The organism is Bradyrhizobium sp. CB3481 (genome assembly GCF_029714305.1).
Classification (GTDB): domain Bacteria; phylum Pseudomonadota; class Alphaproteobacteria; order Rhizobiales; family Xanthobacteraceae; genus Bradyrhizobium.
Map to the genome: position 1 here is coordinate 2,307,227 of NZ_CP121647.1, position 26,042 is coordinate 2,333,268.

The 26,042-nt window shown below is 60.9% G+C and carries 22 protein-coding genes and 2 pseudogenes; 14 read left to right on the forward strand and 10 right to left on the reverse strand.

Features of this window, described 5'->3' with window-relative positions; translation table 11 throughout:
- Positions 1-66 precede the first annotated feature (66 nt).
- The 10 genes from QA643_RS11130 to QA643_RS11175 all read left to right on the forward strand — a co-directional run bounded on the left by QA643_RS11130 (position 67) and on the right by QA643_RS11175 (position 9,551).
- Positions 67-1,338: an ABC transporter substrate-binding protein gene (locus QA643_RS11130; RefSeq protein WP_283033208.1), complete on the forward strand. Its 1,272-nt coding sequence runs from the start codon at positions 67-69 to the stop codon at positions 1,336-1,338.
- A 98-nt stretch (positions 1,339-1,436) separates the two neighbouring features.
- A complete protein-coding gene (locus QA643_RS11135; protein ID WP_349253264.1) occupies positions 1,437-2,339 on the forward strand; it encodes a branched-chain amino acid ABC transporter permease in 903 nt (300 codons plus the stop codon).
- On the forward strand, positions 2,336-3,361 hold the full coding sequence (locus tag QA643_RS11140; RefSeq protein WP_283033210.1) for a branched-chain amino acid ABC transporter permease: 1,026 nt from the start codon (positions 2,336-2,338) through the stop codon (positions 3,359-3,361). The genes QA643_RS11135 and QA643_RS11140 overlap by 4 nt, the downstream gene beginning before the upstream one ends.
- Positions 3,362-3,363: 2 nt before the next feature.
- Positions 3,364-4,122, forward strand: a complete 759-nt coding sequence (locus QA643_RS11145) for an ABC transporter ATP-binding protein (RefSeq protein WP_283033211.1) — start codon at positions 3,364-3,366, stop codon at positions 4,120-4,122.
- A complete protein-coding gene (locus tag QA643_RS11150) occupies positions 4,119-4,835 on the forward strand; it encodes an ABC transporter ATP-binding protein (protein ID WP_283033212.1) in 717 nt (238 codons plus the stop codon). Before QA643_RS11145 ends, QA643_RS11150 begins: the two co-directional genes overlap by 4 nt.
- Positions 4,836-4,859: 24 nt before the next feature.
- On the forward strand, positions 4,860-6,074 hold the full coding sequence (locus QA643_RS11155; protein ID WP_283033213.1) for a CoA transferase: 1,215 nt from the start codon (positions 4,860-4,862) through the stop codon (positions 6,072-6,074).
- Positions 6,071-6,847, forward strand: a complete 777-nt coding sequence (locus QA643_RS11160) for an enoyl-CoA hydratase/isomerase family protein (RefSeq protein WP_283033214.1) — start codon at positions 6,071-6,073, stop codon at positions 6,845-6,847. Before QA643_RS11155 ends, QA643_RS11160 begins: the two co-directional genes overlap by 4 nt.
- Positions 6,847-7,302 (forward strand): MaoC family dehydratase, encoded by a 456-nt coding sequence (locus QA643_RS11165; RefSeq protein ID WP_283033215.1) that lies wholly within the window; start codon positions 6,847-6,849, stop codon positions 7,300-7,302. The genes QA643_RS11160 and QA643_RS11165 overlap by 1 nt, the downstream gene beginning before the upstream one ends.
- A gap of 4 nt (positions 7,303-7,306) precedes the next feature.
- Entirely contained in the window at positions 7,307-8,164 is an 858-nt protein-coding gene (locus QA643_RS11170) for a CoA ester lyase (protein ID WP_283033216.1), read from the forward strand.
- 154 nt (positions 8,165-8,318) lie between these two features.
- Complete coding sequence (locus tag QA643_RS11175; RefSeq protein WP_283033217.1) at positions 8,319-9,551, forward strand: acetyl-CoA C-acetyltransferase; 1,233 nt, start codon at positions 8,319-8,321, stop codon at positions 9,549-9,551.
- On the opposite strand, the pseudogene QA643_RS11180 reads toward QA643_RS11175, so the two are convergent.
- Positions 9,535-9,740 (reverse strand): annotated as a pseudogene (locus tag QA643_RS11180) (HAMP domain-containing sensor histidine kinase); the annotation flags it as partial. The gene QA643_RS11175 and the pseudogene QA643_RS11180 overlap by 17 nt on opposite strands.
- Positions 9,741-9,942: 202 nt before the next feature.
- Here QA643_RS11180 and QA643_RS11185 point away from each other — a divergent pair.
- Positions 9,943-10,077 (forward strand): annotated as a pseudogene (locus tag QA643_RS11185) (acetyl-CoA C-acyltransferase); the annotation flags it as partial.
- 8 nt (positions 10,078-10,085) lie between these two features.
- Here QA643_RS11185 and QA643_RS11190 read toward each other — a convergent pair.
- The 3 genes from QA643_RS11190 to QA643_RS11200 are packed head-to-tail and all read right to left on the reverse strand — an operon-like array spanning position 10,086 to position 13,904.
- The gene (locus tag QA643_RS11190) at positions 10,086-11,678 is read right to left on the reverse strand and encodes an ATP-binding protein (protein WP_283033218.1); all 1,593 of its coding nucleotides are present in this window, start codon (positions 11,676-11,678) and stop codon (positions 10,086-10,088) included.
- Entirely contained in the window at positions 11,675-12,379 is a 705-nt protein-coding gene (locus QA643_RS11195; protein WP_283033219.1) for a response regulator transcription factor, read from the reverse strand. The genes QA643_RS11190 and QA643_RS11195 overlap by 4 nt, the downstream gene beginning before the upstream one ends.
- 34 nt (positions 12,380-12,413) lie before the next feature.
- On the reverse strand, positions 12,414-13,904 hold the full coding sequence (locus QA643_RS11200) for a DUF4173 domain-containing protein (protein ID WP_283033220.1): 1,491 nt from the start codon (positions 13,902-13,904) through the stop codon (positions 12,414-12,416).
- Positions 13,905-14,197: 293 nt separating this feature from the next.
- On the opposite strand from QA643_RS11200, the gene QA643_RS11205 reads away from it, so the two are divergent.
- Positions 14,198-15,499: a glycoside hydrolase family 3 N-terminal domain-containing protein gene (locus QA643_RS11205; protein WP_283034771.1), complete on the forward strand. Its 1,302-nt coding sequence runs from the start codon at positions 14,198-14,200 to the stop codon at positions 15,497-15,499.
- 24 nt (positions 15,500-15,523) lie between these two features.
- Here the strand turns inward: QA643_RS11205 and QA643_RS11210 are convergent, their stop codons facing one another.
- The 3 genes from QA643_RS11210 to QA643_RS11220 form a co-directional block, all read right to left on the reverse strand.
- Positions 15,524-16,711: an OpgC domain-containing protein gene (locus tag QA643_RS11210; RefSeq protein WP_283033221.1), complete on the reverse strand. Its 1,188-nt coding sequence runs from the start codon at positions 16,709-16,711 to the stop codon at positions 15,524-15,526.
- A gap of 157 nt (positions 16,712-16,868) precedes the next feature.
- Positions 16,869-17,144, reverse strand: a complete 276-nt coding sequence (locus tag QA643_RS11215) for a hypothetical protein (protein WP_283033222.1) — start codon at positions 17,142-17,144, stop codon at positions 16,869-16,871.
- 145 nt (positions 17,145-17,289) lie between these two features.
- A complete protein-coding gene (locus QA643_RS11220; protein WP_283033223.1) occupies positions 17,290-17,925 on the reverse strand; it encodes a S24 family peptidase in 636 nt (211 codons plus the stop codon).
- A gap of 919 nt (positions 17,926-18,844) precedes the next feature.
- Here QA643_RS11220 and QA643_RS11225 point away from each other — a divergent pair.
- A complete protein-coding gene (locus tag QA643_RS11225; RefSeq protein ID WP_283033224.1) occupies positions 18,845-19,144 on the forward strand; it encodes a hypothetical protein in 300 nt (99 codons plus the stop codon).
- A gap of 409 nt (positions 19,145-19,553) precedes the next feature.
- On the opposite strand, the gene QA643_RS11230 is transcribed toward QA643_RS11225, so the two are convergent.
- Entirely contained in the window at positions 19,554-19,742 is a 189-nt protein-coding gene (locus QA643_RS11230) for a hypothetical protein (RefSeq protein WP_283033225.1), read from the reverse strand.
- Between the two features lie 1,043 nt (positions 19,743-20,785).
- Entirely contained in the window at positions 20,786-23,041 is a 2,256-nt protein-coding gene (bamA, locus tag QA643_RS11235) for an outer membrane protein assembly factor BamA (protein ID WP_283033226.1), read from the reverse strand.
- Positions 23,042-23,398: 357 nt separating this feature from the next.
- Between bamA and QA643_RS11240 the strand changes: the two genes are divergently transcribed.
- Positions 23,399-24,418 (forward strand): hypothetical protein, encoded by a 1,020-nt coding sequence (locus QA643_RS11240; protein WP_349253285.1) that lies wholly within the window; start codon positions 23,399-23,401, stop codon positions 24,416-24,418.
- Between the two features lie 21 nt (positions 24,419-24,439).
- Here the strand turns inward: QA643_RS11240 and QA643_RS11245 are convergent, their stop codons facing one another.
- A complete protein-coding gene (locus tag QA643_RS11245) occupies positions 24,440-25,996 on the reverse strand; it encodes a winged helix-turn-helix domain-containing tetratricopeptide repeat protein (RefSeq protein ID WP_283033228.1) in 1,557 nt (518 codons plus the stop codon).
- Positions 25,997-26,042: the final 46 nt, after the last annotated feature.

Below are 26,042 nucleotides of genomic sequence, written 5' to 3' on the forward strand. Positions count from 1 at the left end.
GGCTCGTACGGAGACGACACGATCTCCGGCTGGGACCTGGGAACGCCAACCCATTGGGAGGAAGCAATGACGAGAACCCGCAAACCGGGCGTGAGCCGACGTGCGACGTTGGCGATGATGGGCGCCGGCGCCGTAACGTTCGCGACACCATTTGGGATTCCTTGGGTGGCGCGCGCGCAAGCCAAGACCATCAAGATCGGCATGCCGACCATTCTCTCCGGGCGCGTTGCGCAACTCGGGACGTCGTCGCGCAATGCGGTGATGTTGGAGATCGAGAAGGTCAACGCCGCCGGCGGGCTCGCCGGCCGCACCATCGAAATGGTGATCCGCGATTCCAAGGGGCAGCCGCAGGAAGCCGCCCGCGTCGCCCGCGAACTCGTCAATACGGACGGATGCGAAATCCTGATCGATGCGGAAGCATCATCGGGTGCATTTGCGGTGCATGAGGTGGCGCGCGATCTCGGCGTGCTCTGCATTCACACCAATTCGGAAACTTCGGCGCTGACCGCCGATCCCAAGCAGCACATTCCGAATGCCTTCCGCACCGCGCGTCAGGGCGTGCATGACTCCATCGTCGGCGGCAGCTATGCCGCGGCGATCGCGAAAACCAAGGGCCTAAAGAAATGGGCGACCTGTTCGCCCGACTACGCCTATGGGCGCGACACCACCGGCGAATATGTGACCTACCTGAAGCGCTTTGCGCCTGACGTCGAGATCATCAGCGAGTCCTGGCCAAAGCTGTTCCAGCCTGATTATACCGAGGTGGTCACCAAAATCCTGCAGGCGAAGCCGCAGGCGCTGTATTCCTGCCTGTGGGGCGGCGATCTCACCTCCTATATCGACCAGGCCAATATCTACGCGCTGTTCAGCCAGATGGAGGTGTTTGCGGTCAACATGGCGGACTACACCGCGCTGACGGTGGTGAAGAACCTGCCGAAAGGCATTCATTCAGGTAACCGCTACATCAAGACCTATCCCGCAACGCCTGAGAACGCCGCATGGGGCGATGCCTACAAGGCGAAGTATGGCGAGTATCCCACCAACTGGTCCTGGGAGAATGCGACCGCGATCCAGCTGCTGGCGGAGGCGTCGAAGAAAGCCAATTCGGCCGACGGCAAGAAGATCGCGGAAGTCTTGCGCGGCCTGAAGATCAAGTCGCCATTCGGCGCCGACGGCACCGTCACCATGCGCGCCGAGGACCAGACGCTCGTGGGCTACGCGATTGGCTGGGGAACGACGATCCCGCAGGAGCCCTATGTGCCGCAGGTTCAGGCCGGCGATTGGAAGACGATCTTCGAGCTCGAAGCCGAGTGGAAGAAGAGCAAGGGTTATATCTGATCGAACGGAAGTGACGGAGGCGGCAAAACCGCCTCCGTTTCGCTTTGGAATGTTTCTCGCGTGCTGCGCATTCCGGCACGCCGCAATGGATGTTTCCCTTGGATCTCGACGCGCTTACCGGCTGTCTCGCCAGCTCCGCCTGTCTGGTGACACAAATCACCAGCGGCTTCATCATAGGCATGTTGCTGTTTCTCGTCGCCGTCGGGCTGACGCTGATCTTCGGCGTGCTCAAGGTCGTCAATTTCAGCCACGGCGCCTTCTATATGTTTGGCGCCTACTTTGCGATGACGGTTTATCAGCTCTCGGGCAGTTTTGCGCTGGCCATGCTGGCCGGCGCTGTCGGCACCGCCATCATTGGCCTGATCTTCGAGCGCGGGTTCATGAGCCGGGTGTACGGTGCTGACGTGCTGATGCAACTGCTCGTCTGTTACGCCTTCGTGCTGATCTTCGACGACGTCGTGCGGATGGTCTGGGGCCCCGAGTTCAAATCGATGGGCATGCCGGCGGCGTTTCAGGTGATGCCGCTGTTCATCGCCGGCGGTGTGGTGCCGCCATACTATCTGCTGCTGATCGGCGTCGCGCTGGCGGCCGCCGTCGTGCTTGGGCTGGGATTGGCGCAGACACGAATAGGCAAGGTGATCCGGGCGGCCGCGCATAATCCCGGCATGGTATCGGCACTCGGCATCAACACAGGGCTGATCTATGGCGGGGTGTTCGCACTCGGCGGCATGCTGGCGGGCCTTGCAGGAGCGCTGGCGGCGCCGGTGCGTTCGCTGACACCCGGCATGGGATTCTCGGTCCTGATCGAATCCTTCATCGTTACCGTGATCGGCGGCATGGGTTCGATCCTGGGCGCGCTGATCGGCGCGCTGTTGATCGGGTTGATCCGCTCGTTCGGGACGCTCGGCTTTCCCTTGTTCACGGAAGGGCTGATGTATCTGTTCATGGTGATCGTGCTGGTCTCGCGCCCGACCGGCCTGTTCGGCAAGGAGGTCGCATGACCGAGCTGCGGGCCGAGCAGGGCGCGCCGGCACTCGATGTTAGCCGCACCGAGGTGAAGCCGCGGCGTAATCGGGATGCTCTGATCGCGCTTGCGCTCTTTGTCGTGCTTGCTCTGTTGCCGATGGTGTTCAGCAGCAAATTGTTGCTCGATTTCGTGATCCGCTGCGCGGCCTATGGACTTTTTGCGACGTCGCTCAACCTGCTGGTCGGCTACACCGGCCTGACGTCGTTCGGCCACGGCATGTTCTTTGGCCTTGGCGCCTACGGCTTCGGGCTGATGATGCAGAAGACCGGCGTTCCGGTCCCGGTGGCTTTTGTCGCAACGCTGGCGATCACCTTCGTTGTCGCTCTCGTCATCGGCGCCATTTGCGTGCGACTGAGGGAAATCTACTTCGCTTTCGTGACGCTGGCGTTCCAGATGTTGATCCACTCGACCATCCTGTCCTGGGTATCGCTGACCGGCGGCGATCAGGGATTGCGCGGCGGTATTCCGCGGCCGCCGTTCTGGGGCATCGATCTATCGAACCAACTGCATCTGTACCTCGCGAGCTGTGCGCTGCTGGTGATCGGGCTGCTCCTGATGCGTCAGATTGCGCAGTCGCCGTTCGGCTACACGCTGCGCATGATCCGCGACAATGCGACGCGCGCCAGCTTCATCGGTATCGATGTCTGGCGGGCCAAACTGATGATCTTTGTCCTCGCGGCGCTGTTCGCCTCGACCGGCGGGATGATCATGGCGCTGTTCGTCTCGGGGGCCTATCCGGAATTCGCCTATTGGACTACGTCAGGCGAGGGCATTTTCATCAACATGCTCGGCGGCGTCACGACATTCCTGGGGCCGATGGTCGGGACCGTGCTGTTTCTGATTCTCAACGATACCGTCACCCGGCTGACCGAATATCATGGCCTTGTGCTCGGCACCGTGATCCTGTTCTTTGCGATCGGTCTGCGCAAAGGACTGATGGATTTTGCGGTCGAATGGTACGCGCAGCGTCGCAACGGTCCTGGGGGGCGCGGTTAGCCATGCTGCACATCCGCTCCCTTTCAAAATCGTTCGGCGGCGTCAAGGCGACCGATAATGTCACGCGCGACTTTGCCGACGGTTCGCTCACCGCCGTGATCGGCCCCAACGGTGCCGGCAAGAGTACGTTTTTCAATCTGATCACCGGGGCGCTGAGGCCGGATGCCGGCCAGATCCTACTCAATGGCGTCGATCTGGCCGGACGCACGCCACCCGAAATCGTGCGGTACGGCATCGGCAGGGCGTTTCAGGTCGCAAGCATCTTCCCGTCACTGACGGTGCAGGAGACGATGCTGGCCGCGGTCTGCGCCGATCAGCGGCGGGCCAGCGTCCTGCACCGGCGTTTCCCCCTCGCCGAGACGCGGGATCGTGCCGAGCATGTGATGGAATTGCTTGGGCTGGCTAGCAAGCGAAATCGCGTCGCAGCGACACTGTCGCACGGCGATCAGAAGCTGCTCGATATCGCACTCGCACTGGTGCTCGATCCGAAGGTGCTACTGCTCGATGAGCCGACCGCCGGCATGGGCACCGAAGAACGCTGGCGGATGATCGACAAGGTGAGGGAGCTTTGGGAGAAGCAGAAGATCACGGTGGTGTTCATCGAGCACGATATGGATATCGTCTTCAAGATCGCGCCTGAGATCGTCGTGCTCTGCTATGGCCGCATCCTCGCGACTGGCACGCCGGACGCGATCCGCCGCAACGAGGCGGTGATCGAGGCCTATCTCGGGGCCGAGCATCATGCGGAGGCCGGGGCATGAGCGCGCAACCGGTCGTGCAGGTCGAGGATCTCGACGTTTATTATGGCACCAGCCAGATCCTGTTCGGCGTCGGCCTTTCCGTACGGCAGGGCGAGACGATGGCGCTGCTCGGCAGAAACGGCGCTGGCAAATCGACCACCATGAAGGCCATTATGGGCCTCGCGCCGGCGCGGCGAGGCAGGGTGACGCTGCACGGCAAGGTCGTTTCCGGGCTGAAGCCGCATCACATCGCGCGCGCAGGGCTCGGCTTCGTGCCGGAAGACCGGCAGATTTTTCCGGAGCATACGGTCGAGGACAATCTGGTCATCGGCGCCAAGAAGGGACCCAATGGCGAGGACGAATGGCCGATCCGGCGCATCTATGATGTGTTTCCGCTGCTGGAGCCGCTGCGCCACCGGATCGCGGGACGGCTGTCCGGCGGCGAACAGCAGATGCTGGCGATTGCCCGCACGCTGATGGGTAATCCCGCGCTGCTGCTATTGGACGAGCCGAGCGAGGGGCTGGCGCCGATCATTGTGCAGCGGATCGGCGAGTTGCTGCGGCAGCTCCGCGGTACCGGCGCCACCGTGCTGATCGCGGAGCAGAACATGCATTTTTGCCTTGGCCTTGCGAGCCACGCGACGGTTATCGACAAGGGCCAGATCGTCTACACATCCGGGATCGAAGAGCTGAAAGGCAACGAAAACATTCGTCAGCGCTATCTCGCGCTGTAGCTTTCGGTCGATCCGGGAGAAGAGATGGCCATTGATCGCAAGCTATCGCCGACGCATGAGGCACCATATCGCGGGCTGCGCGTGCTGGATTTCGGGCAGGGCATCGCTTCGCCGTACTGTGCGATGTTGCTGGGCGCCTATGGCGCTGACGTCATCAAGATCGAGCCGCCGGAGGGCGACTGGTCGCGTTTCCTAGGCACGACTTATGGAAACCATACCACGCTGTCGGCAGTCTATAACCGCGGCAAACGCAGTCTCTGCCTCGACATGAAGCATAAAGACGGCATCGCGGTCGCTCAGAGGCTGGCGAGAGATTGCGACGTATTGATCGAAGGGTTTCGGCCAGGCGTCGCCGCGCGGCTCGGCATCGGTTATGAGGAGTTGTCGCGCGGCAATCCCGGCTTGATCTATCTCTCCGTCAGCGCGTTCGGACAAAGCGGGCCCTATTCGAAACGGCCGGGCTCTGATTCTGTCGCGCAGGCCTTTTCCGGCTTCGTATCGATCAATGTCGGCAATGATGGCACGCCGCATCGGGCCGGCACCACGATCTCCGACGTCGTGACCGGCGTCTATGCCTTCCAGGCCATTGCGACGACGCTGTTTGCGCGTGCGACCGTCGGCACGGGGCGTTGGATCGACGTCAACCTTTGCCAATCGACGTCTGCGTTACTCGGCCACAAGGTCGCCGAACATGTCCTCGAAGGCGGGGCGCCACGTGCGCTCAATGTTCCGGCGGGCTCGTACCAGACGGCGGACGGCTGGATGATGGTCACCCTCGTGAACGAGCCGCAATATAAGCGGCTGTGCTCGGCGATTGGTCGCGATGACCTCGCCGGCGATCCACGCTTCGCCGATTTTTCCCGGCGCGCTGATGCTGTGGATGCGTTGATCCCGCAGCTAAGGGAGGTATTTCTAACACAGCCAACTGATACTTGGCTGTCGCGCCTGCATGCTGCCGACCTTATCGCCGAGCGGATTTTCGATCCCGGCGAATGGCTGCGCAACGTCCATGTCGAGGCGACAAGGGCCGCGGTATGCCAGGACACGCCGGGGGTGGGGCCGGTGTACTCACCGCGAACCCCTGGTATTGCAAGCCTATCGGAGGATGACTTGTGTCCCGCACCTGATATAGGCCAGGACAGTTTTGAGGTGTTGCTCGAGGCTGGTTTCGAGCGCGGCGCCATCGATGATCTGGTCGCGGCTGGCGCGGTGCGCCTAGCCAAAGGAGGCAAGGCATGAGTACCCATCTTGTTCGTTATTCCGTCTCAAGCAATATCGCCGAGATCATGCTCGATCGCCCGCCGGTCAATGCGCTCAGCATGGACCTGATCGATGCGCTGCTGGTGGCGCTGGCGAAGGCAAGAGACGACGAGACGGTGCGCGCCGTGATCATCGGCAGCGCGCACAAGGTGTTCTGCGCCGGGCTCGATCTGGATATCGTTCGCGGCAGACCCGGGATCGAGACGAAGAAATTCCTTGAACGGCTGTATTTCGCGCTCAACGACACTCAGTACCGCATGGGCAAGCCGACCATCGCGGCCATCGACGGCGCCGTGCGGGCCGGCGGTATGACCATTGCCATCTCCTGCGACATGATCATCGCGGGCGACGGCTGCACTTTCGGCTATCCCGAGATCGACGTCGGCCTGATCCCGGCCATTCACTTCGTGCAGCTGCCGCGGCTGGTCGGCAAGCACCAGGCCTTCGGGCCGCTTTTCCTGGGCGAGCCCTTCGACGCCGCCACGGCCTTTCGCATGGGCCTGCTCAGCGAAGTGGTGCCGAAGGGCACCGCGCTTGAGCGCGCGCGGGAGATTGCCAGCAAGCTCGCCGCCAAATCGCCTGTTGTCATGAAGATCGGGCGCGATGCCTTTATGCGGGCGATCGACGCCGACTTCCGCCGCTCCGTGGAGAACGCCGCCGAGAGCTTTGCGCTGGTCGCTACGACGGAGGATTGTCAGGAAGGCTTGAATGCGTTCGTTGAGAAGCGGACGCCGAACTACAGGGGACGCTGATGGCTGGATTGTATTTCGAGGAATTCGAGGTTGGCCAGGAATTCCATCACGAGTTCAGCCGGACCGTGACCGAGATGGACAACACGATGTTCAGCCTGCTGACCATGAATCCGCAGCCGCTGCACATCGATGCGCATTTTGCTGAGAATACCGAATTCGGCCAGCGGCTGTTCAACAGCATCTATACGCTCGGCATCATGATCGGCATGAGCGTTTACGATACGACGCTCGGCACCACGATCGGCAACCTCGGCATGACTGACGTCAGGTTTCCAAAGCCGGTGTTTCACGGCGATACGCTCAAGGCGCACACCAAGATCATCGGCAAACGGATCAGCAAGTCGCGGCCGAACCAGGGTATCGTCGAGTTCGAGCACACCATGACCAATCAGCGCGGCGAGCTGGTGGCGAGCTGCCGCCGGACCGGCCTGATGCACTGCAAGCCGAAGGCATAAGACGATGCGATCCTTCCTGTTCGTTCCAGGCGACAGCCTGCGCAAGTTCGAGAGCGCCAAGAAGACGGCGGCCGATGCGCTGATCCTAGACCTCGAGGATTCCATTGCGCCAGAGGAGAAAGTCGGCGCGCGGAAGACGGTGCGCGAGATGCTCGGCGCGCGGAACCCTAGTCAGAAGGCCTATGTTCGCGTCAATGCGCTCGATACCGACCTGACGCTTGGCGATCTGGCCGCCATCATGCCGGGTCGACCCGATGGTATCGTGCTGCCGAAATGCGCCGGCGCCGCCGACGTCAATCGTCTTTCTCTCTATCTCGACGCTTTCGAGGCGGCGGCCGGGATTGAGCATGGGATAACGAGGATCGTTACGGTAGCGACGGAGACGGCGCGAGCGGTCCTCAAGCTGCTCGACTTCGAGAACATGAGCCCGCGGCTGTGGGGCATGATGTGGGGAGCTGAAGATCTTGCGGCTTCGCTTGGCGCGTCGCGTAACCGGACGGGGGGCCGTTTTCTTGGCCCGTTCCTGCTGGCGCGTGATCTCTGCCTGATCAGCGCCGCTGCCGCCGGCGTCGTTGCCATCGATACCATTGCCACCGATATCAACGACCTCGACGCGCTCAGAGAGGAATCCATTGCCGCGCGGCAGGACGGCTTTCTCGCCAAGGCGGTGATCCATCCAAAGCATGTCGACGTCGTCAATGCGGCCTTCATGCCGACGGATGAAGAGATCGCCTGGTCGGAAAAGGTCGTGAAGGCATTCAGCGAGAATCCGGCGTCCGGCGTCGTGAAAATCGACGGCAAGATGATCGACAAACCGCATCTGCGGGCCGCGGAGAAGATCCTGGCGCTGCGGGGACGGTAGAGAAAGCTTGGTAGCGCGGATGAACGAAGCGATATCCAGGGTAATACACGCGGAGTTCCCAGATGTCGCTTCGCTCATCCGGGCTACGGACCTCAGATTGACTCCGTGACTTGATCGGCTGCAAATGCAGTCAACAAATTGAAGGAAGAGTACCATGGTTGACGCGCTGATCATCGATGCATGCAGGACGCCGCGGGGCATCGGCAAGGCGGGGAAGGGCGCCCTGTCAGGCATCCATCCGCAGCAGCTCGGTGCCACGGTGCTGCGCGCGCTGGCCGATCGCACCGGGATCAATACCGCTGATGTCGATGACATCATCTGGGGCACCAGCTCGCAGCGTGGCCAACAGAGCGGCGATCTCGGACGGATGTCGGCGCTCGATGCCGGCTATGATGTGCGCGCCAGCGGCGTGACGCTGGATCGGTTCTGCGGTTCCGGCATCACCAGCGTCAACATGGCGGCCAACGCCATCATGTCGGGTTCGGAAGATCTCGTGATCGCCGGCGGCACCGAGATGATGTCGATGGAGGGCCGTCGCGGCGAGGGCCCGTTCATGATGGACAACGGCAACCTTCGCCTGCGAGCCCGCCATCCGCAATCGCACCAGGGCGTCTGCGCCGACGCGGTGGCGACGCTGGAGGGCATCACGCGGCAGGACGTTGACGAACTCGGCCTTGAGAGCCAGAAGCGCGCAGCGGCCGCCATCAAGGGCGGCTACTTCGACAAGAGCCTCGTGCCGGTTTACCGCGAAGACGGCAGTCTCGCACTCGACCGCGAGGAATACCCACGGCCGCAGACTACCCTTGAGGGACTCGCCGGATTGAAGCCGGCGTTCCCGGCGATCGCCGATTACGCGCTCGATGACAAGGGCACGACCTACCGCAAAATGATCCTGGACAAGTATCCCGATCTCGACATCAACTTCGTGCACCACGCCGGTAATTCCTCCGGCGTCGTCGATGGCTCGGCGGCTATCCTGCTGGCGTCGCTGAATTATGCAAAGGCGCACGGACTGAAGCCGCGGGCGCGTGTCGTTGCGATGGCGAATATGGGGGATTCCCCGACGCTGATGCTGAATGCGCCGGTGCCGGCCGCGCGCAAGGTGCTGGCCAAGGCCGGCCTGACGCTTGACGACATCGATCTGTTCGAGATCAACGAGGCCTTTGCGGTCGTTGCCGAAAAGTTCATCCGCGACCTCAAGCTCGATCGCGACAGGGTCAACGTCAACGGCGGCTCGATTGCGCTCGGTCACCCCATCGGCGCAACCGGTTCGATCCTGATCGGCACCGTCTTGGACGAGCTGGAACGGCGCGATCTCAAGCGCGGCCTGGTGACGATGTGCGCCGCCGGCGGAATGGCGCCGGCGATTATCATCGAGCGCGTTTGACCGCCCCGAAGGCAGCGCCTTTGCTGGTCGGCAATAGCCGGATCGATCCGCCGTGGCTGGTCATCACGGCCCGCACGATCGAGAGGCCCTGCCGGTGCCGCCAGTGTCGCGGCGGGTGGTGAAGAAGGCATCAAAAATCTTTTCTCGGTTCGGCTCGGAGATCGGATCGCCGTCGTTGCTGACGGTCATAAAGAGGTCGCGAGCCGTTATCTTGGCCTAACACGCGAAAATAATCCGCCGCGGCTCTGCCGTCGTGTGTCAGCGGAACATACTCGCCCTCAGCCTACCAGTGCGCCTTGCTATAACTCATAATATCCTGCTTTGTGAGCTATAGAAGGAATTCTATAACTCAAAGGGATGGTTTATAGGCGCAGGCGATCGCGCTCGGTCACCCATCGGCGCGACCGGCTCGATCCTGATTGGCACCGTCTTGGACGAGCTGGAACAGCGCGATCTCAAGCGCGGCCTGGTGACGATGTGCGCTGCCGGCGGCATGGCGCCGGCCATTATCATCGAGCGCGTTTGACCGCCCCGTTAAGCGGCCGGAAACTGCAACTCGAAGGCAGCGCCTTCGCTGGTCGGCAATAGCCGGATCGATCCGCCGTGGCTGGTCATCACGGCCCGCACGATCGAGAGGCCCATGCCGGTGCCGCCAGTGTCGCGGCGGGTGGTGAAGAAGGCATCAAAAATCCTTTCTCGGTTCGGCTCGGAGATCGGATCGCCGTCGTTGCTGACGGTCATGCGGACGGAGGCCGGTTCAGCGACGGCGTCGAGCCGGATATTTTTCGCATTGTGACGGATGGCGTTGTCGGTCAGGTGCGACAGGACGATCAAGGCTTTTTCGCTGGACATGCCGATCGAGCGGTCGAGGCAGCCGGTCGCGTCGATCGTGCGGGTCGGAAACCGGCTCTTTAATCCGCCGATCACCTGCGACAGTTCGGTGTGCTCGTTCTGGGGCACAGTTTCGGCGCGGGCCAGTTCGCGGAGCCGCTGGGTCATAGCCTCGAGGCGGCCGGTGTCGCTGAGAATGTTCGAGATGAAGTTCTTCTGTTCCATCCGGGTGAGGTTGTCGGATTTGCTTTGCAGCGAATCCAGCAGTAATTCAGCGGCACCCTTGATCGACGTCAGCGGCGACTTCAGTTCGTGGGTGAGATGCGAGGAGAACGTCGCAATATAGTCCGACCGCCGCGATAATTGTTCGGCCATGTCGAGGAAGCTATCGGACAATTGGGCGAACTCGCGCGTGCCATAATGGGCGAGCGGCTGGAATGCTTCGCGATCACCGCGGCCGATGCGCCTGGCGCGGTCGACCAGCTCACGCATCGGACGGGTGATGGTACGGGAAAAGATCAGACCGATGAGGATGGTCGCCAGAACAACGGTAAGACCCGCCAGGATGAACTTGCGGCGCTCCTGATAAAAGTGGTCGAAGATGTTGCTCGGCGTTCTCGACGTGTAGACAACCCCCGCGACACGGTTGTTGACGATGACGGGCATCGCCGAAAACACGTGCACGCCGACGCCGCGGCTGATCGAATAGATCGGAGGCGGAGGCTTGTCCGGTTTGCGAATTCGCAAAGCGGCGCGGTATTGTCCCTGCAGCGCTGTCGCCACTTCCTCGATATGGGCAAGAGACTGGCCGACCTCGTCGCGGCCGGCGATGACGACCCCGCGGGGATCGAGGATCCGGAAACCGGCCAGCGTGACCTTCTGCGTTTCCAGGATGATCGGCATCAGCCGCGTGCCGATCTCGACATAGGCGGCCGATGCGGGCGCGTTGGCCGGAAGGGCATTCGGCCGTCGCCGGAGAAGGTCGCCGCCGGCGGCAAGATCGAGGGCGGGGCGGATCGGCGTGAGCTGGTTCTCCCGGTCAGGCCGCGCTTCGGGTGGAATTTCAGCGCCGAGCGCTATTCCAGCCGCCAGCCGTGCCTCCACCTCGCGCGCGTACACGGCGGCGAGCACACGGCTTTGGGCGATCAACTCGGCTTGGGTCTGATGAATGAGCTGATTGTCGTAGAGGCGAAAGAAGAACAGCCCGACAAGGGGCAGCATCGCCACCGAGGCAAGCATGGCGAAAATGACCAGTCCGAGCGACGGTCGCCATTTCTTGCGTGCGCGCGATGTCATGCCTGCGGCTCGCATCGGCCGAGCTTGAAGCCAACGCCATGAATGGTTTCGATTACATTATCGCAGTTTACGGCCGACAGCTTGGCGCGGATGTTACGGATGTGGCTGTCGATGGTGCGATCCGATACCTGGATGTTGAGCTGATAGGCGGCGCCCATGATCTGCTCGCGGCTGAAGACGAAGGTCGGCCGCGTCAGAAAGGCGCGGAGGATTCCGAACTCGATCGCTGTCAGTCGCAGCGGCGTGCCCGCGAACTCGGCGATATGCTGTTCCGGATCGACGGACAGCCTGCCTTGCGACAGTGCCGCTGTGGACGCTCCGGTATCCTGACCGCGCACCGTGATGCGGCGCAAGATGACGTTCACCCGCGCGACCAGCTCGCGCGGGCTGAACGGCTTGGTGACATAGTCGTCGCCGCCGATTTCAAGGCCGAGGACACGATCGATCTCGTCGTCGCGCGCGGACAGAAAAAGGATCGGAACGCTGGAGGACTTTCTAATTTCCCGGCAGACGTCGAGGCCGTCGAATTCCGGCATGCCAATGTCCAGAATAATGAGATCCGGCTTATCGGAAGCAAAGCGGGCCAGCGCTTCCTTGCCGTCCCGCGCCTCGAAGACGGTCATTCCGGCCTTCTTCAGGGCAACGCGGATGACCTCACGGATATGAAGATCGTCGTCAACGATGAGAATGCGGTGCGTCAAACGTCTCTCCTGGCGCAATTGATCAGCGGTCGAATTAGCCTGCGGTCGAACTCTTCGGTTGGACGCCCATAGCGCGCTGGAGGCGCCAGCTCCGAAAGCCCCAGGAGCGCCAGAAAGCCGTGTCTTTCAGCTGCTGTTCTACAAGGCAACCACGGCGGGAAACAAGGGTGGGATCGATCCCGTGGAGGGCGATGGCCCGGTCGATCGCCGGCAATGCCTGCGGACCCAAGGAAAGCAGGTAGTTCATGTCGATCGATACGCCCTTGCCGGTGGCCTCGCGGCTGTGGCTGACATTGTAGTCGGCGATAATGGCGGCGAAGTTGACCAGCGAGCAGATGTAGAGCGTGGCCGTCAGGGCGATGAGGTTTGCACGGATCAGCCAATCATTTGAGCGGTTCAGAACGATGCGGGCAACGATGAGAATGAGGCCCAGCGCGACCAAAATCATCCAGATGAATGCCGCAACGCGCCACCAGGTCAGGAGATACACTTGAACATAGAGATCGAGGCGCAGGATCGACGACAGCACGAGTAGGACATTCTGCGCCACCCACAGATAGACCAGCGGTCGGACCACCCGCGATTGCTCGGCTGGACCGCCGGGTCTTATCGCCGCCAGAACGAAGCCCGCAGCCAGTAGCGCCGTGACAATGAGCGGATAGGCGCCCCGGTGCGCATATGATGCGTAGCTGATATCGGCGGGGAGGGCGACGTTATCCCAGAGGTAGACGGCATCGAGGATCGTCTGAACGGCGAACAACAGGTTGAACAGGACCAGCGACCGCAGGATCGTGGCGACGCCGAAGAATTCCACTCGCTGTGACGATCGCTTCGGTTCGGCAGCAGCCGTATCGGTCAAGGCAGACGTGGCCTCCACCTTGCGGCGCCACCACACCTGGACAAACGGCCAAATGACCGACAGTGCCACCGTCCAGAACAATATGCGTCCCAAGCTGACGTAGGACGCGGCATCGCCCGGGCTCATCAGGCGGATCCACTTCTCGAGCAATGGATTCGCCGAAACGAGCAGAAAGACGAAAACGCCGCCGAGCGCTATGGGGACGAGCCACACGGTAAGGCCGCCCTTCAAGGCTGGCAGATTGAATAGCCCCACGGCATCCCGGAAAAATCTGAACGGGCCGACCAGATACAGATCGCACAACGCCGCCGCTCGCCCGCCGAGATCGCGCTGCTGCGGATTGGTCGTCAGCAGCAGAGCGATGCCGAGCGCCAGAATCATGAGAATCAGCGAGGCTGCGTTGAATTCCTCGATCGCGGGTATAAGCCCGGCGAGCACGAAGGCGGCTGCCGGCAGTAACCGACTTCTGTTCAGGCTCGCGAAGTTGGCGGCAAGCGATCCGAGAGCCAGTGCGAGGGCGAAGGCGACGGCAGAAATTCCAATCTGATGCCCGTAGAACAGCCAGTCGGCCAACGCCGCGAGCGCGATCGCGATCGCAGGCTTGACGGATTGCGGACTAGCCTGAGCGGAGCCCGCATCGGACGCCGGCGTGGTGAGGTCGGTCATTCTTGCGGCACCTGTCTGGAGGGGAAAACTGCAAATCAGCACTGTTGCGGGGCGCTCGCAGAGCCACCACCCGTCATTGGCCAGTCTTGTCGGAATAGGCATTCGATGATCGTCACGCTGGTTGCACGGCCAACTATCCGGCGCAGTTGTGCAGTTGATTGGATTGCGCTCTGCAAGAGTTCAGGATTTTTATGCAGTTTCTATGCAGGCGTCGTTATGCGCCTCGCGCTATCGGGACTAGTTTGATAGGGCAATCGTCCCGTCCCGACTTCCCCGCGCAAAATCGTAATCTCATGCAAATTCTCAGACGTGTTGGCCTCGCCCTGGTCTGGTTCGCCGGAGCGCTCTTCGTGTTCGCGGCGGCCAACAAGAATGATCCCTATCTGATCTCGCTGCGCGGTTGGGGAAACATTGCTCTGGTCGTCACGAGCATCGCTGTTGCAATGATCCTCATCCGCCGCGGCTATTGGCGGAAAGGCATTGTGGGAAGGGCGCTGGTACTGCTGTGGTGCCTGCCAGCCCTTTCGATGCTCGGTGCGCATGCCGCGTTTGAATGGCAGAAGCAGCGGGTGCTGCAGGCGAATGCTTCAGAGGTGCGAAATTTGGGCCGGCACTTTGTCGTCGGATACTCGTCATTCCCTGAGATTTCAGCCCTCGCCGAAAAGGGGCTGATTTCGGGTGTCTACATCACCAAGCACAATATTGCTGGATCGTCGGCGGCGCGTTTGAAAGAGGAGATATCCGCGCTGCAGGAAAAGAGGCGTGCCGCAGGCCTGCCGCCGCTGATCGTCGCAGCCGACCAGGAGGGCGGCATCGTCTCGCATCTGGCGCCGCCGTTGACCAAATTGCCAGCATTATCCACCCTTGCGAACTTGCCGCCCGATGTTCGTGCCGAGAAGGCAGAGGCGTTCGGCCGCACGCACGGACAGGAGCTGGCGGCGCTCGGCGTCAACCTCAACCTGGCGCCGGTGCTTGATCTGAGGCCCGAACTGAAACGCAACCGGTTCGACTTTAATACGCTGATCGGCCAACGCGCGATTTCCAATGTTCCGGCCGTCGTTGCCGATATCGCGCGCGCCTATGTGAGCGGCCTCGAAGCGTCCGGTATCGGCGCGACGGTAAAACACTTTCCGGGGCTCGGTCGGGTGCGAACGGATACCCACCATTTCACCGCCGAACTCGATACGCCCGTCGACGAACTCGAAGCGTCCGATTGGATTCCGTTCAGAAAAGTGCTGGCCGGGTCGAAGGCGCAGCTGATGGTCGGCCATGTGACGTTGACGTCGGTCGATCCGGACCGTCCGGCGTCGCATTCCAAGCGGGTCGTCGACGGCATCATCCGCAAGAAGTGGAACTTCCAGGGGATCGTCATGACCGACGACCTCGTGATGGGTGCGATCTACCAGCGCGATGTCTGCACGGCGGTGGTCGAGGCGCTCAATGCCGGCGTCGATCTGCTGCTGGTCGCCTTTGACGGCACGCAGTTTTACCGCATTTTCACCTGCGCCATGGCGGCCTCAGTCGAGGGTAGGGTCGAGGCCGCCATGATGGGCGAGAGTGACCTGCGGTTGAAAGTGGCATTCCCGGTGGATTGAGGGGTCGAGGAAGGCCGGTGCGAATTACTTCGCGAACCGGCCTTGCTCCGGCACTCCGGTCATTGCACAGGCCTGGAACGCGGGCTTTTGGTCCTGCCGTTTCGACCAGGACACATAGTAGGCGACGCCCGTCATGATCGAGACCCCAGCCACGCTGACCAGGACGTGCATGAGAAGCGAATCCGGCCCGGTGATAAGGACGAGATGCCCGGCAAACGAAAGAAACACGCCGGCGCAGAACACGGCTAGCCACTCCTGCCCACATTTGATGATCGGCTGCAGCACCGGCCATCGGAATCCGGACCAGTCTCGCGGCACCATGTAGGCGAATAGAAACGCCAGCGCGAGAAAATGAAGTACCCTGTATGGCGCCAGGTTTTCCTTATGGTCAGGCAGAAACACATCGCGCAGCAGATCCGGGACGAGGCCGGCTTGGGGAAACTTCCCTGCCACCGTCATGGCCAGGGCGAACAGCAGATAAAGCCACGCGATGGCGCGCAGGATTGCAAATTTCCGAAGCGTCCGCAGGGCCTGGATCTGATTCGTACCGCTCAAGGCCAGCCAGGCGCCGAGCACGAACAGGAGCTGCCAGCAGAACGGGTTGAGGTACCACTTTCCATCCGGAAACGACGACAGATTCCAGTCAAAATGGCGGGCGGCGGCGTAGAGGGCGGCGGACGCCGCCAACGTGATATTCGGGCGGCGCACCATGCCGAACAGGACGAACGGGAAGACCGCCATCAGCACGATGAACAGCTGCAGCACATCGAGGTTGAGCGGCTTGGCCTGCAGCAGCAGGCCGTGAATCAGAGTCCGGATGGTATGGTCAACGATCCCCGTCACATTGAAGTCGCCGATCAGCTCGGATGCGCGGGCCTTTCGCGCGACATATCCGATCAGATCGATGTAGATCACGAACAGGACGATATAGGCGGCATAAAGCTGCCACAGCCGCTTGAAGATGCGGGTTGCCGTCACGACGAAGCCGCGCTCCAGCATCATCCGTCCATAGAGAATTGCGGCCGTATAGCCGCCGACGAACACGAACAGGTCGGCAGCCCCGCTGAAGCCGAAATTGCGCATGGTCAGCAGGCTGACCGCATTGTGCGGCACATGATCCAGAAAAAGAAACCAGGCCGCGACACCAAGCAGCAGACAGGGTCGGAGATCGCCGTCGCGCGCGGCGAGTTCGGCCTTCATTGACGGATGCATTGAGGTTTAAGAGCTTTACGAATCGGAGGAATCGAATCGCGACAATACCGCGATTGTCCGCAGCGTCGGAATAGACTTTGCGTGAAGAATAATTAAGCAGCCTCTCGGCGAATACAGCCGCGCATCAATCACGATTTATTGAGAGATGGCGCGACGCCTATGCCCGCCCGTGCTTGCGCAGGTCGCGCATGTGGTCGAACTGGCTGGCTTGCAGATCGGCACCGGCCGCGCCGATATCGGGCAGCGCTGCCTCGGTAAGGATTTCGGCGGTGATGTCCTCGACCGAGCAATCAGCGATTTCATGGATGAAGCTGATGTTTCTGTATTCACCCGAAGCAATGCGGGAGACGACTTCGCGCCTCGTCACTTCCGGATCGACGATCGCCTCTCGGCCACGGCGGCCGTAGTCGATCATCACGACGAAATACTGCATGTTGGCGATCTGATCCCATCCCCTTCGCCGGAATCGGCGATGGAAGACAATATTTCCGAAAATCGGAAATTAGTCAAGCGGCAATTCGGAAAAACAGAAGATGTCCTTCTGCGTCGAATCGAGCAATCCGAAAGCCGCGGTGACCTTATTTATCCGACGAGCGGCCCGAGGTCCGTGCCGCCTTGCGCGCCCGGGTCGCAGCCTTGCTCCGCAATCGCTCGATCTGCCCCCTGGGCAGGGTAACGCAGATCTCGCCGACCCATTCCAGCTTGACACTATTGATCGGCTTGGCATTGAAGCTCTTGAGGTTGACCACGGTCGGCGATTTTCCCCGCTCGATGGTCTTCAGATAACGTTCGCCGGTCTTCAGGCGGACGGCGGCTTCTTCGCCATAGAAGCTCGACAGCGGGTGACGCTGCTCGCGATAGACTACGATGATGTCGCCATTCTCGTATTTCGGCAGCATGGAATCGCCGGATACCTCGAAGGCGATGGTCTCTTCGGCGATCGGGAAAGGCAGTTCGACCTCGCCGAGACCTTCCGGCGGCACCTGCTCATGCTCCGGCTCGATCGATGCGCCAGCGCCGACGCGCCCCATAATCGGAACCGAGTTCAATTCTAGGTACTCGATGATAGGCGTAATTTCCGACGCTTTGATCAGGCGTATCCCAGACAGGATTTCAGAGACTGCCCCCGGGCGAACACCCATCGCAGCCGCCAATCCGCCCTTGGTCTTGCCCGGCTTCTCCAGGCCCCGTTCAATCAACTTCACATCCAGCATGGCCTAACCTCCGAGTCGAGATCCTAGCAATTCCGATTTTCAGAATCAAGCTTGACATGGACTTCGGAATATCGGAAATTATGGTTAGGGCTGGCAAACAATCATTTTAGACAAAGAAAGCTTGCGATGTCAGATAAGTTGTCAGTCCACCTGTGGGGCATGAGCGCCAACGCGGAAGGCCAACTAGCCATCGCAGCTATTATTGTGATAGTGCTCATAATCGCGATCCTCGCCGTGATTGCCAAGCGGCGGATCTAATGACCCGACTTCGGCTCTAATGAGAGAAGCTGAGGGCCCCACATCTATCGACAGCCCCGGGGCCGCGATCCCGCCGCCAGACGCTTTGAGGGCTACAGAAAAATCGCTAGGCTCTCTTTACGCCCATCCGGATGACCATTCCCAGACGGCCCGCAGCTCAATCTTGTGGGCTTCTGGTTGGAGGATTCTGTTCGACGCTGAGCAACTGGAATGAGGAGAGCCGTTGCGGTCGTGAGGCCCGGACACCCAAGCATTGTCCCGGCTTGCCTGTTTCGGGGTATCAGCCGTCGCTCTCAACTTGCGAGCAGGTTATGACAATCCGTTTTCCGGAACTCAACCAGTCGCGCAACGTTTAACCTGTGTCACCGGGCGTCCTAGGTACTCGACGGTGATGAGAACGGCGGAGAAGAATTCTTGAGGCGATCGAGACGAGGTCGCACTAGGCGAGTTCTTACAGATTTTGTTGGGCAGATATGAATTATTCCCAAACAAAAGACGAAACCCTATTGCGGTTTTACGACGACGTGCGCCAGCAAGTCCTCCTGGATGGCAACGGTCGCTACCGCTTCGCGGTTGAAGGCATTCGCGTCTACGCGGAAAAGCTTCGCGATGAAATGGATAGGCGTCGGCTCAGATACGCGTCTATTGATTGGACAAGCCCATGATGGAAACGCGACTAGAGGTCCCGATCGAACTTCGCGAAACCGTTGCGAAGACTATCGATCACACTGAACAAGCATTCAGCTTGTTCTTCGATGCTGCCAATACTTCTGTCCCGCCAGGCGCCACAACGTCTTACGCCCTTTTTCAACGCACGGTACATGCCAAGCTTGCCTATGCACGGCGACTAGCCTTCGCAAAAGATTTTCGCGAGACCACCGCAGCACATGCCGCATTCTTGCGGACTCAAATCGAAATCGCGACCGAGTTAATTCGCTTGTCGTCGAAATTCGCTGATTAGATTCTTCGATACGTCACATGCGCGGTGGCGAAAGGTAATCCTCCGCCCGACGCTGCCACACAATGCAGACCCGATCATCTATCCGATAAAACCAGTCATCGAATTTTAACTTGTTCTTCTTGCCATCCGCCGGCGGCACGTCCCCTGTACTTCCGATGAAACGCGCATCAACTGCTCACTTCCACTATATCTGCCTTCACCGCTCTTGCCGATCATCCAATGCAGTCTGTCAATGTGGCCATCGTCAAACGTATGGTTTCAGTGAAGGCGACCGTTTGTAGTAATATCCCATTCGCCAGTGGCAGAAATCTTGGCGCGCTTCTAAGCCGCCTACAAGACTTTCCAGTCCGGCCCAGCCTTCAAGCCTGCCAACGAAGAAGTGTTCGGGCAGAAATTCCGGCGTCGTTCCCTAGAAATCGTCAAACACTCCATGCGCGTCCTCATGTTTGGAGATACGAACAAGGGTGTACTTGGTTTCATTGGCGCGAGCGGCCTCGTGAGGTTTGGAGGTCTCCTCAGCGAGTCCGCTCGCGCGGCACTGCCGACCATTCAGAATGTCATCAGGATCGCCGCGAGCGATTGCGTTGATCGGGTCCATCTTTATCCAACCGTGCCACTTGACCTGGGCGCGACTGCTCGATGATAGCAATCTCATCTCTCAATTTTTTCAATTCGAGATAATTCTTGGCGAAGTCGAAGTCCTCAGGAACAGGGGGTGCGTGTGGTTTGGGCATAAGCAATCCTCCGGTGTCACACGCCGCAGCCCGCCGCCTGTGATACTAGGTACGGCACGCGAGCGGAATCGGTTCCCCGATGAAATCCGCAGCAACCGTGCCGCATTGGTAAGCCCCATCTAGTCAGAGCTTAACGATGCCTTTGATCAAGTCTGTAAGCTAATGTACATAAGTAAGCGGAACCCGCGTCCTGTGGCATCGGGGCGACAGGTCGAAACACCTTCAACGCGGCATATGTCATAGATAAGTTTCCATGGCCCCTGACACGGGCTCTAACATGCGGTCTTGGCGTTGATCCATGCGCTGGAGAATGCGCGCGAGCGGACTCGTTGGAGGCTGGAGGTCTCCTCAACGAGTCCGCAACCGCCGCCGCTGCTTGGTACCGCGCAGACGACCTTACGAGCGTCCGCGACAATGTCTGCAACGAAGCAAACATAATCACCGGGAATATTGCGCTGTGGTAACAAAGGTACAGTTGCACATGTACCGTTGACTAGAACAATCAAAGGCCAGCGAGACGTCGTGGCAACGAAGGACGTGTCGCGCCGATCCACACGCGTCCAACCTAAGGAACACGATACCCCACCGGTTAGCCAGTGGCGGCTCATTGCAAATGTCAAGCTCCCGCGCGGCTATGCGTGCTTGCAGACTTCTATTCTCTCATAGAAAACGGACGTTAGTGCCGATATGGCTGCCTTGCCTTTTCGATCGCATCGGTGACGGAAAGCGTGGGAGGAGACTTTCTGTCGGAGGCTGCGTACAGGAGCGCTATCAACCCACTTAGCGCGGTGCCCATAAGGCAGGCGTGTTGGAGCAAATTGGATCCAATCGCCCCTGCTTAAGGTCGCAAACGCCGCCCTCCGGCTGGCGCGCTTGTATGGCTTCGCGACGGAGCATCCAATCCCCGTCAAAAGCCGCCAGCGCTGAATCGCAGCGGCTGCACTACGTCATAGGCAGCCTTGGTCAGCGGTATGGCGTAGTCGACGGTCAAGGCTCCGAACGGCGAGGCCCAGGTCAGGCCGGCGCCGACGGAGGAGCGGACGACATTCTTGTTGGCGACCTGCAGCCCTGCCGTCGACCCGCTGTAACGGAATACGCTGCCGGCATCGACGAAGGCGGTGGCCTTAAGGCCGTATTCATTGGGTATGCCAGGAATGGCGCTCTGCAGTTCGGCGGTCGTTGCCCAATAGGCGCTGCCGCCAACATTATCCATCGTGGTGCCCGCCGTCAGGTCGCGCGGTCCGAAGCCGTTCGGCGAAAAACCGCGCACCATGGTGGGGCCACCGAAGAAGTTGTTCATCAGCGGTACCTGCTGGCCGCCCCAGCCGGTGACGTAACCGCCCTGGGCGCGAACCATGCCGACAAGGTCGCTGCTGAGCGACTTGTAATAGCGCACGTCTTCCGTGGTTTTCAGAAATTTTACATCGCCGCCCAGTCCCGCGAGATCCTGGCTGAGCTGCGACCTGATTCCGCTGGTCGGGCTCTGCGTATTGTCCAGCGTGCTGTAGGTCGTCGTGCTGCCGGGGGCCGAGACCCAGGTCGGGCCGGCGGCGGCGGCCTGCCGGACGGCCAGCGAAGGCATCAGACCGGAGCTGTTCGGTGAGATCGTGATGTTCTGGTTGTAGATCGAGTAGCGCCACTGAACGCCGATTTCCTCGGTAATGGGCGTACCGAGCTGAAATCGCGCGCCGTAGGTGGTGCTGCCATAGGATTGATAGCTGCTAAGATCAGTTTGCCGGCCGAAGAGGTCTATGCCAGCCGCGACCTTGGTGCCGAGGAAATAGGGTTCGGATGCGGCGAGATTGATGCCACGCGCATACTGGCCGTAAGTGAACGTCGCCTGGACGTTCTTGCCCGTGCCGTAAAAATTGCGCTCGCCGACTTTGACCTCGACGAGTGCGCCGTCGACGGTCGAGTAACCGCCGGCGATATTGAAATCGCCGGTCGCCTGATCAAGCGCCTCGACATCGAGGATGACATGATCCGGTGCGGAGCCCGGCCTGTTCGTTATCTTGACCGTCTTGAAGTAGTTCAAGTTCTTCAGGCGTCGTTCGGCCCGGTCGATCAGCGTCTTGTTGTAGGGATCGCCCTCCGCGACGTCGAATTCGCGCCGGATCACATAATCGCGGGTGCGCGTGTTGCCATGAATCTCGATCCGCTCGACATAGGCGCGGGGTCCTTCGTCGATCACGAAGGCGACATCGACGCGCTGCGTGATGGCGTCGCGGGTGAGGCGAGGGGTGGCCTGGGCAAAGGGATAGCCGAGCCTTGCCATTTCGATCGCCAGCAACTCGGTGGACTTGTCCAGCGCGTTGCCGTCGAACAGTGCGCCAGCTCGCGCGGTGGGAACGGCACGGAGCTTGTCGCAATCCATGCCCGGGATGTTGCAGGCGACGCTCACTTCCCGGAACTGATAGAGCGGACCCTCGTCGATTGCGAAGGTTAGCGTAAACCCCTTTGTCGCGGGATCATACTCGGCCTTCGCCGCCGCGACATTGACATCGGCATAGCCCTTGCTGCGGTAGTAGAGCCGCAGCTGCTCCTGGTCTTGCGCGACACGGTCGGGATCGTAAACGTTACCGCCGGTCAAAAAGCTCAACATGTGGGTCGCAGACGTCTTGATGACAGCGCGGAGCTGGCGTTCGCCGAAAGCCTTATTGCCGGTGAAGCTGATCTGCCGCACCGGCGTCTTTGCGCCCTCTGTGATGACATAGGCGAGGTCGATCCGGCCGTTGCCGCGGTCGATGATTTGCGGATCAACGCGGACCTCAGCCCGGCCGGCGCGCCGGTATACCTCGATGATGCGGCCGACGTCGGACTGCACGGTGGCGCGTTGCAGCGAGCCGCGCGGCTTCGCTTCGACGGCGGCGGCAAGGTCGGTGTCCTTGACCTTCTTGTTGCCTTCGAATGCGACGCGGCCGAGCACGGGTGCTTCGGAGAGACGAACGATCAGCCGTTCGCCGGCGCGCTCGATGGTAATCCTTTCAAACAGGCCCGTTGCAATCAGCGCCTTCAAGGCGGCGTCACGGGCGGCCTCGTCGAAGCGCCCGTCGGAGGATGGATGAAAATGCGAGCGAATGGTCTCGGCGTCGACGCGGCGGTTTCCTTCGACGATGATCGAACCCTGCGACGGCGGCGCGGGGTCGGCGAGAACCGGTGTCACGAAGACCACGCTGAGGGCAATGGCGAGCCGGCATGCAGCCGGTCTCCATCGACGCACCCGGTCGACTTGCGTGATGCTTCGGATCTCCACGTCCCCGCAGGACTCCCAATTGATCGAGTGTGATCGAATTGCCACGGCGGGGCAAAAAAATGTCTTGCATGGGGTGAGTTGCGGGCGAGTTTTAACGATGCGCCACAATTTTGACGCTTTTTGTTAGGGCCGATTTTCTCAGAATTGTCGCAATGAGCGCTTCATGCTTCGCCGCGAGAGCCTGGGACGCGCGCATCGGAATTGCGCAGGCGCCCGTGCTCGCAGGAGCATCACATGCGTTATGCAGCTTTCGTTGTCGCCGCGCTCATGCTGATTCAGCCCGCGCACGCAGGCACGACACAGGAAGTCGACCCAAGCGCCTCGCTCGGCGTTGTCCAGCGATGGATCTACAACTACCGGGCCAAGCCGGATTACGCCCACGTCCCGGCGGCCGTGCGCGTGCTGTTTCATTCGCAGACGTTCAAGGAGCCGGAGAACGCCGGAATCTATCTCGGCTTCGTTGCCGGCGCGATCGGCTCGAACCCGTCCAAAGCCGAGCAGCTCATTGCCAGCTTTTTCCCCGTCCGGCCCGAGGATGAATGGGTGATCGTCCGCGCCATTGCCTATTCGGGATTGCCGGACTGGCGAAACGTGCTGCGCCGGGTCGCGCCACGCATGCCGGGCCGGCGAGTCATGATCGACGCCTATCTGGCCGGCAAGCTGCCGACCTTGACCGACATTCCGCTCGAGGAAACCAAGCCCGGCATGATGGACAAGCTGCGCGGGGCCTTCACCAAGAATCCTTTCGCAAAGGACGAGCGCAAGGTGAACACGACGCTCACCTTTGCGAGCAACCAGGATTTGCTGGATACGCTGTGGGGCTATTACTTTGCGACCGGCTCGCATGCGCCGATCCAGCGCATCGTCCAAATGCTGCCGTGGAGCAAGAGCCGCGATACCGTCGACAAGCTGACGGTCGGAAGCATGGCGCGCTACACGCTCGCAAGTTACGCCATTCGCGATGGCAGTTTGCGCGAATATCTGCGCGGCGAACTTGCCAGGCAGCCGGCGGCGGTGAAAGCGCCGCTCGCTGAGGTGGTCGAGGCGGCCGACACCGTGCAAATCGCGCCACTGCGCAGGGATGCACTGGCCGCCGTCGACGAACTCAAGGCCAAGGGCTCTGACAGCCGTCGCGACCTCAGCTTCTGGGGACAGGTCGGCGTCGGCGCGGTCGCGCTCGGCTGCGTCTCCGCCGCGGCGCTGGGACAGGTGGCGGTCGGCATTCCCTGCGTGATCGGAGGCTCGGCCTCGCAAGGGCTGCTGTCGTTCTGGGAGAAGCAGCAATAGTCGACGGACAGTCGCTACTGCTCATTCCAGTCCGGCGCGGCGAAAGCCTTCGAGATAATGCTCGCGGTCGGCATCATGCTTCCATGGTAGCTGCGTCGCGATCCAGGCAAGCGAAATGTTGGGCTGGGTCCGCCGCAACTCCTGAAGCGCGGAGCGGGCGAGCTCGATCTGTCCGGTCATGCCGGCGGCGACGGTCAGCACCCGATAAGCGCCGGTCAGGTCGCCACGCTGGCGGGTCGCCTCGCGCGCGAGCGTGATCGCTTCATGATAATTCCTTCCGATGAACTGGGCGTAGGCGGCAACGCCGTAGTAGATCGCTGAAGAGGGATCGCGTGGGCTCTGACGGATCGCGCGCTGTGTCGCGGCATAGGCATCGGTCCATCGGCCAGCATAAGACAGCGCCAAGGCATAATATCCCTGCGCCAGCGAGAAGTTCGGGTTGAGCTGCAGCGCCAGCTCGAATTCGGCCAGCGAATGGTCGAGCCGGCGCGTAGAAAAATAGACGCTGCCGAGCGCGGTATGCGCCCAGGCGTCCTCTCTGTCGGCGGCAATCGCCGCCAGCGCCGCTTGCTCGGCAACGGGTGCCGCGGTTGCAAGGTCCGTCCAGCCCAGATGCACGCCGAACATATGGTTGGTCGCGAACAGGGCGAGTGCCTGACCGTATTCCGGATCGATGGCAATGGCGCGCTCCAGCAGCATTTGCGCCGCGAGGCTGTCGGACCGCGTTATGCGCCAGTGATGGGATAGTGCCCGCATCACAAGGTCCCATGCATCGATGCTGCTCGGCGGCTTCCGCCTGCTACGAAAGTTCTCCGCCGCGTAAATCTGCGGCTCGATCGCGGCTACGATGGCGTCGGTAATTTCGTCCTGTACTGCGAATACGTCGGTGAGGTCGCGGTCGTAATGCTCTGCCCAGATATGACTGCCGGTCGATGTGTCATTGAGCTGCGCGGTGATGCGCACGCGATCGCCGGCCCTTCGTACGCTGCCTTCGAGCACGTAGCGTACGCCGAGCTCAGCCGCGATCTGCCTCATGTGGACCGGCTTGCCCTTGTAGGTGAACGAGGAGTTGCGCGCGATCACGAAAAACCAGCGCAGCTTCGATAGTGCCGTAATGATGTCCTCGCTGATTCCATCGGAAAAATATTCCTGCTCCCGGTCGCCGCTCATATTGTCGAACGGGAGTACTGCGATCGCGGGCCGGTCAGGCAGCGTCGGTCCCGCATGCGATTGTTCTGCTTGTGCGTGCGCCGCAGCCTTCGCACCGCATGGGCGGTTCACGGCGCCTACGAAGCGAAGCCCCTTGCGCGGGATAGTGCGAATGAGCCGTTGTTCCTTGCCGTTGTCACCGATCGCATTTCGTGCCGCGTTGATCCGACTGTCCAGCGTCGAGTCGGACACGACCCGTCCACCCCACACCAGGGCGATGAGATCGTCCCGGCTGACCACGCGATCATGGTGCTTCAGCAGGTGAACCAGCAGATCGAATACCTGCGGCTGCATCGCCACCAATTCGCCGCCGCAACGGAGCTCGCGGCGATCGGTGTCCAGAATATGATTATCGAAATTGAATTTCACGTGTGCTTTCTCAAGGAACAATCAAGTCCATCTGAAGAAGAGCTGA

Coding starts and splice junctions, on each gene's coding strand:
- QA643_RS11220 (WP_283033223.1), bottom strand. CDS start 17,925: ATGCTGGATGTGAAGTTGATTGAACGGGGCCTGGAGAAGCCGGGCAAG.
- QA643_RS11175 (WP_283033217.1), top strand. CDS start 8,319: ATGGTTGACGCGCTGATCATCGATGCATGCAGGACGCCGCGGGGCATC.
- QA643_RS11150 (WP_283033212.1), top strand. CDS start 4,119: ATGAGCGCGCAACCGGTCGTGCAGGTCGAGGATCTCGACGTTTATTAT.
- QA643_RS11225 (WP_283033224.1), top strand. CDS start 18,845: ATGATGGAAACGCGACTAGAGGTCCCGATCGAACTTCGCGAAACCGTT.
- QA643_RS11165 (WP_283033215.1), top strand. CDS start 6,847: ATGGCTGGATTGTATTTCGAGGAATTCGAGGTTGGCCAGGAATTCCAT.
- QA643_RS11210 (WP_283033221.1), bottom strand. CDS start 16,711: ATGCATCCGTCAATGAAGGCCGAACTCGCCGCGCGCGACGGCGATCTC.
- QA643_RS11170 (WP_283033216.1), top strand. CDS start 7,307: ATGCGATCCTTCCTGTTCGTTCCAGGCGACAGCCTGCGCAAGTTCGAG.
- QA643_RS11145 (WP_283033211.1), top strand. CDS start 3,364: ATGCTGCACATCCGCTCCCTTTCAAAATCGTTCGGCGGCGTCAAGGCG.
- QA643_RS11240 (WP_349253285.1), top strand. CDS start 23,399: ATGCTGATTCAGCCCGCGCACGCAGGCACGACACAGGAAGTCGACCCA.
- QA643_RS11230 (WP_283033225.1), bottom strand. CDS start 19,742: ATGGACCCGATCAACGCAATCGCTCGCGGCGATCCTGATGACATTCTG.
- QA643_RS11130 (WP_283033208.1), top strand. CDS start 67: ATGACGAGAACCCGCAAACCGGGCGTGAGCCGACGTGCGACGTTGGCG.
- QA643_RS11205 (WP_283034771.1), top strand. CDS start 14,198: ATGCAAATTCTCAGACGTGTTGGCCTCGCCCTGGTCTGGTTCGCCGGA.
- QA643_RS11160 (WP_283033214.1), top strand. CDS start 6,071: ATGAGTACCCATCTTGTTCGTTATTCCGTCTCAAGCAATATCGCCGAG.
- QA643_RS11200 (WP_283033220.1), bottom strand. CDS start 13,904: ATGACCGACCTCACCACGCCGGCGTCCGATGCGGGCTCCGCTCAGGCT.
- QA643_RS11155 (WP_283033213.1), top strand. CDS start 4,860: ATGGCCATTGATCGCAAGCTATCGCCGACGCATGAGGCACCATATCGC.
- QA643_RS11215 (WP_283033222.1), bottom strand. CDS start 17,144: ATGCAGTATTTCGTCGTGATGATCGACTACGGCCGCCGTGGCCGAGAG.
- QA643_RS11140 (WP_283033210.1), top strand. CDS start 2,336: ATGACCGAGCTGCGGGCCGAGCAGGGCGCGCCGGCACTCGATGTTAGC.
- QA643_RS11190 (WP_283033218.1), bottom strand. CDS start 11,678: ATGACATCGCGCGCACGCAAGAAATGGCGACCGTCGCTCGGACTGGTC.